The sequence below is a fragment of the Acinetobacter sp. GRABPA_MV_2 genome (assembly GCF_056725885.1).
In genome coordinates this window covers 237,388-243,712 of record NZ_JBWZNA010000005.1, presented here as the reverse complement: position 1 = coordinate 243,712, position 6,325 = coordinate 237,388, and the positions used below count along the sequence as shown (strand labels likewise).

Genomic DNA, 6,325 nt, shown 5'->3' with positions numbered 1-6,325 from the left:
TTATAAGCATTGGAAAGATAATTCTGATAAAACTGAAGAAAACGATTGGACAGGGAGTTGGACTGGACACAATGGTGTTAATTCTTTATCAGATTTTTTGAAATCTCCTGCTAAGCAGGTTCAAATCATTGGAGAATGGATAGATCTTCTTTGCAAACGATTAAGAAATAGAAGTTTTAATGAATACTATGGGAAAATAATCAATGGAATTGAAATTACTGAATCGGGTGCTATTGCAGGGGCTCATTTAGTTGGTGACGGAGGCTTAGGTTCTTTTTTAGGTATATCAGGTTTTAAAGGAAATTATAAAGAAGTAGATGGAAATAATGTTCATATTAGTAAATATATTGAGATGTTTAACCATTATGACTTAGAAAGCTGTTGTAGTAGAAAAATATATATAAAATTAAAGAACCAAATTGGACAAATAGCAAAAAATAAAAAAGTAACTATTGAATCTGAATATAGTGGTAAGTTTAAACAATCAAAGTTTATTGTAAATGCAGAGTCAGATGAGCAAGGACTATTACCTGTTATTATTAGACATCCAGGCAGTAAAATTATAATTAAGGCAGATGGAAAACAATCAGCTGTTATTACCCAAGCCTCTGATAAAAAACAATCTATTGAATTAAGTGTAAGTGAAGATATTAAAATTCAATCTGTTCTACAAAAAACTGCTGAACCAGAGCCAAAACAAGAAAAAGTTGTTGTTGAACAGAAAACTGTTGATTCGAAGAAAGATGAGGTGAAAACAAATGCTTCTAAAGATATAAAATTTGATATAGCCATAATAGAAAGTGACACAAATAGAAAAATAACGAATATGAGGTTTTTTGTAAGATATAAAGGTAAGATCAAAGAGCATACTTCTGATAGTTCAGGAATAAAAACTGGTATAATTGCAGAAGAGGGTGAAAATTTAGACATATTGGTAAATGGAAGTAAAGGTTACCAAAAAATAAAAACAATATCCGTAACAAAAGGAATGGAAAATAGTTGTATATCAGTCCCATTAGGGCTAGTCAGTGTGAAATTGAAGATACATGATAGTAAAGGTAAAATTTTAAAAAGTACTAAGTTTTTTGTTTCATATAGAGGCAGAGAAATAGAGAAAACAACGGATAATAATGGCTTTATTCAATTAAAAATGTTGAATGCATTTGTTTATAAATTGCTACTTTCAAATAAGAAACCTGTTTTGACATTAAGAAATGATCCAAGTATTTCCGTAATTAATGTCAACTTAAATTCTGCGGCTACAACAATACAGATGCCTCGAGTAGCTCCAAATCCTCCTAGTAAGACAGTACCAGCAAAAGCAACCCCAGCGAAAGAAACGTCATCTAAGAAAGAAGAGAGCTTTGTTGATTACTTAATTGATTTTATTCCTTCATTAGGAAGAATAGAGAATGTTCATACAGAGAAAAATGGTAATCCTTTAACTAAACAATATGGTAGTGATGTCGCTTTTACTATTAAAACAATAAATAAAGAGACAGGTAAGGAAGAAAATCTAGCTTATTCAATTAAATATAATGGCGCAAAAAGAACACATTATACTGGGCAAGATGGGATTGGATTAAAAAAACATCGGGGCGAAGAAGGGAAGAAAATTGAAATTGTTGTAGATGTTGATAGTAAAGAACAAGTACTTTATACCGCTGTATTGAAGAATCCTATGCCAGTTATTGAGTTAAGAATAGATAAGCCAAAAGATGATGGCTCATATTTATTCCCTTTAAAGGCACGGACAAATTCATATAAAAATGGATTTGCTCGATTTGGTTCTAATCGTAGTGGTGGAAAACGTAAACACGCAGGTTGTGATCTGTATGCACCAGCAGGAACCGAAATTAGAGCGATGGCTGATGGTGTAGTAAGAAATATTTATTATTTTTATGATAATACAGATGCTATTGAAATTGTTCATCCAAAACATATCATTCGTTATGGGGAAGTTAGAAAGGGTAAAGCTTTAGTAAAAGCTGGAGATAAAGTTGTAAAGGGTCAAGTAATAGCTTATGTAGGTAGCTTAACAACTAAAGGTATTCCAAGTATGATGCTGCATTTGGAAATGTACTCAAATCCAAATAATAAAGGCACTTTAAACGGTACAAGTGTTTATAAGCGGCGGTCGGATTTAATTGATCCTACACCATTTTTAGATAGCGCATCATTATGAGCATTAAATCATGAAGAATATTTATATCTTAATTTTTATAGGTGCTTTATTTGCATGTAGTAATAAAGACCAAGAGAAAACACCAAGTAGCTTAAATAACGAATCGAATGTAATACATACAGAAGTGTATGAGCAACAATCTCCAGCTATAAGTGAGGCTTTACCAGTAAGTGAACCAACAGTAATTACAGATAAGGTGGTCGATACAAAAGATGATGTTCAAGCAAATCAAATTTCATGTTTAAATAAAAATATTACAGATTGGTATGGTTTTGATGAAGCTAATGCTGAACCTAAATGTGAAAATTTAAGCAATTTTAGATTGACTTCTTATAAGTGTGATATCTCTAAAAATGCTTTTGGTTCAAATAAAGATGCTCTTTTATTAGAAAATCAAGACAAGCGAATTTTCGCTTATTCTAATGCTAAAGATTGCAATGAGATTCTAGAAATACGAAATTCTAATGCACCATAAAGTTATCTTTTTTAATTTTATTATTTGCAAATAATTTTAGTTTCAAATAAAGATGTATTAGTAATATATTTTTAAACTTAGTATCCGTACTAAGTTTTTATTTATAAGAAAAATTAATAGATACCCTTGTTATAGATGAGATGGTAATTAAGAGTAAGACTGGACTGTACTAAGTTAACAAAGATTTTAAATACATTATTATGGATATAATTAAAAATTCGATAATATAGAATTTTCCAAAAAAAATTAAAGATAATAAGGATTTAAAAAAATTGATTTTTAAAGAATCTTTTTATTAAATTAAAACCAATTTAATATTTTTAAATTTTTGATTTTAATATTTTTAATTTTATTGTTATCCCCGTTAATTAAATAGGGTAGTTTAGCGCTAATCAAAATAGGTAAGTCATCTTCAATATCATCACTGTATGTTGCAAGCCAAGGTTGTTTGATATCAAGCTTATTCAATCTTCTTACTTTTTCTTCAGACCTACAATGTATCCCACTTATCCATCCTCCCAGCTTGTTTTGTAGAGGAGTACCAATAATTTTTACATTTAGATTGATAGACTCGAGTAAAACATTCGCTAACTTTTCTGGTGCAGCCGTAGCAATAAACACAATTCTTCCATTGGCTAAATGATCTTTAACTTCATTTATACCTTGCTCAAACCAATATAATGAATTGAAAGAATTGTTTTTGATATTCATAGAGAAATTCTTAAAGCTGTATTCTAATTCTTCTTCGTTCAAGCCATACGTTGCAATCCATAAATACAATGAAGCACCTTTAGATTTATATTTCTTAAATTTCATAAGAGGCAAAGCGATGGGCGTAACAATAAGTGCAGCGATAAATCTAAAAATATTGGATTTTAATTTATCTGATAGCCATGCCTTTGTAGAGTCACCCGATAGTAATGTCCCATCCAAGTCAAAAACAACAGTTTCTTTCATATATTTCTCTAGATTTAGTGATAGTGATAAGAATGAATTTTCAAAAAGAGTATTTTTAATAGTTGGTTTATAAAATAATAAAATATTTTATTGTATTGCGATATGGTTATAATAGTTTAACTTGATTATTTATAAATTAATTAAATGAAAAATTTTTGTTTATTATTGCTGGCTTTTTCTGCTAACACATTTGCAAATACAGATAAGTGGAGTGGTACTTATCATTATTATAGTTCAGAAGAACTACCAGGTGGAAATGTTGCGACGATAGAATCTGTCTTAACACTAACACCAAAAAAGTGTGAGTATTCTATTGCTGGCTTTCAAGTTGATAAATCCTATATATGCAAAGTGAAAGAGAAAAATAACGAGCTATATTTATTTAAAGTTCAAAGTGGTGAAAAGTTAGGAAAAGTGGTCTTTAAGAAAGGAAAATACTATCTTTATTCTGATGAAGTTTTAGATATTAAAGACAACTTATTTTTTAAAGATAAACAATAGTTATAGAGCTTTTTTTTAAATATTTTAGATTCTATAAAAAAGCCCAACATAAGTTGGGCTTTTTTTACGTCTCTACAATCCCTTCTAAATCTTCGAGCGTATAGTTCGGCATATCAATAATATGGGTTTGAATACCTTCTTGAACGTAATCATTAGCATGAGGATATAACCAGCGAGTGATCTGTTCGGCAACACTTGAGTGATACTGAATTTCAAAGTGATTTAAGCCATAAAACACAGCTTTATGTGAGTCTGGAACTTTAAGCTGAAAGCGCGGATTAGGATGTTCGCCTAGTGCGCTTTTTACACTCACTAAGTAGTCGCCAATTACGGTCAACGCTTTATTGCGCACCTTTTCAAATTCTAAGGTCCCTGCCACTAAAAAGGTGTTGATATGGGAAGGTAGTGGAGCAGGGGCACGGTTATCATCCATCATACCAATACGGGCATCCATATGTTCCCAATCATCATCACGAACGCTACCGTGGCGTAAGTCTAAAATACCATTACTACGAATATTAACCAGTTGACCGAGTAAGCCGACAAAAGGGAAAGCCCCAAGTTTATCTTGTATGGTAAAGCCAAAGCGCTCTAAAACTGCCCCATGATGTGGAGAGCCAATGCAGACTAGATTCTCGACCATATGGATCCATTGATACATATTTTGTTTGCCATAAAACAAGGCACTACGAGATACTAGCCCGCCCATACTATGGCCAATGATATCAATACTGGTAATTCTTGGATTACGTTGGACCAAGTCTTCTAATAAGTTCGAAAAACTGCGTCCATTGGCTGAAATGCGTCGGCCTGTATTGTAATTTAAATACAACATCGTGTTATGGTCACGCTGTGCTAACAGACGTTCCCCAATTCCACCATAATGTGCATTTGACCAAGTCAGATGGTTCATACACAAACCATGAGCTAAAATCACAATACGGCCTGCAAGTTCCCCTTGTTGTATTGCACCGTAGTGATCGTATAGCACCATAGGTAAGGCGAGGGGGCTATGCTGTTTAAGTAGATAATCCCCAAAAATCCCGTTCAAAATGCCGACTAAAAAATGTAGGCTTGGGGTGAGGGTTTTTTCGTGAAGTGTGGGATATTTTTCAATAATATGACGTAAGCTTGGCGCTAAAAAACAACTACCGTATTTTTGTAAAGCGCCATAAGAAAATTGATATGCCTTTTGCACAAATGGTCGTTTTTGAAAGTTTTTAGCATTTTGTGTACTCACACCAAAAGCATTTTTTAATACTTCAATATTAATAACTTGAATTAATTCATGTACACCATTTAAGCTGGTACTGAACAGTTGAGCTAAACCTTCTAATACGTCTGCCTGACTAGGTGGCGTACGATCCCATTTACAATAAGTTTCATGTAGTGGTGTTAAGCTCGGCATATCTTTTCCCCATATACGTTATAACCGACGTTTTAAGCTGTACTTTTTATCAACGGCAGCTAACGTTTCCATCTTAGTAGTTTAAATAACACATGTTTTTAAAATACTGATGAATGGTTAGTTGAGTGGTTTTTCTTGTCTGACAATAGTGTTTTTATATACAAACTGAGAACAAAAATGTGAATTTATTCTCAATTTAGAGGGAAATATATGAATATTATCTACCTCCATGGCTTTAATAGTAGCTCTCTTTCAATTAAAGGGTTGAGCCTTAGACAGTATTGTAGCGAATTGGGCATAAATGTGCATTTGCCAGACTTAAATAGATCTCCTGATCTAGTGGTTGAGCAAGTTTCAGAGCTGATAGAGTCTTTAGATGATGTGGCCTTAGTCGGTAGTAGCCTTGGCGGGTTTTTTGCGACATATTTTGTCGCGAAATATAATGTTCCAGCTGTACTGATTAACCCTGCTATGCAACCATGGAAGCTGTTTGATGAGTTATTTCAAGTTGAAAGTATGCCCTATGTGGTGAATGATCAATGGTCAATTGACCATGTTCAGTTAAGGCAGTTAGAACAACTGGAACTGAATCAACCTGAAAATGCCGACAAAATACTCGTCTTATTGCAACAAGGCGACGAAATTTTGGATTATCGTCAAGCACAACGCTATTATAGTGCTGCAACGCCATCCTCATTGATTTTGACGGATGCTCATGGCAATCATGCTATGGAAGATTTTGAAGAAAAATTACCGTTAGTGATCGAATTCTTTGCGCACACCATCAAATAAGGAAAAC

6 protein-coding genes are annotated in these 6,325 nt (G+C 32.9%); 4 read left to right on the top strand and 2 right to left on the bottom strand.

The features are described 5' to 3' along the window. A partial coding sequence (locus ACXM0J_RS07240) for a M23 family metallopeptidase (protein ID WP_086266289.1) occupies positions 1-2,185 on the top strand: 2,185 nt, incomplete at its 5' end. A 10-nt stretch (positions 2,186-2,195) separates the two neighbouring features. Further along, positions 2,196-2,660: a hypothetical protein gene (locus ACXM0J_RS07235; RefSeq protein WP_086266288.1), complete on the top strand. Its 465-nt coding sequence runs from the start codon at positions 2,196-2,198 to the stop codon at positions 2,658-2,660. Positions 2,661-2,960: 300 nt separating this feature from the next. Here the strand turns inward: ACXM0J_RS07235 and ACXM0J_RS07230 are convergent, their stop codons facing one another. Then, positions 2,961-3,617, bottom strand: a complete 657-nt coding sequence (locus ACXM0J_RS07230; protein ID WP_086266287.1) for a haloacid dehalogenase-like hydrolase — start codon at positions 3,615-3,617, stop codon at positions 2,961-2,963. A gap of 144 nt (positions 3,618-3,761) precedes the next feature. Here ACXM0J_RS07230 and ACXM0J_RS07225 point away from each other — a divergent pair, with 144 nt between their 5' ends. Continuing rightward, positions 3,762-4,118, top strand: a complete 357-nt coding sequence (locus ACXM0J_RS07225) for a DUF5991 domain-containing protein (protein WP_086266286.1) — start codon at positions 3,762-3,764, stop codon at positions 4,116-4,118. Between the two features lie 64 nt (positions 4,119-4,182). On the opposite strand, the gene ACXM0J_RS07220 is transcribed toward ACXM0J_RS07225, so the two are convergent. After that, positions 4,183-5,526, bottom strand: a complete 1,344-nt coding sequence (locus tag ACXM0J_RS07220; protein ID WP_086266285.1) for a PGAP1-like alpha/beta domain-containing protein — start codon at positions 5,524-5,526, stop codon at positions 4,183-4,185. Between the two features lie 210 nt (positions 5,527-5,736). Here ACXM0J_RS07220 and ACXM0J_RS07215 point away from each other — a divergent pair, with 210 nt between their 5' ends. Beyond that, on the top strand, positions 5,737-6,318 hold the full coding sequence (locus ACXM0J_RS07215; protein WP_086266284.1) for a YqiA/YcfP family alpha/beta fold hydrolase: 582 nt from the start codon (positions 5,737-5,739) through the stop codon (positions 6,316-6,318). The last annotated feature ends 7 nt before the right edge of the window (positions 6,319-6,325 follow it).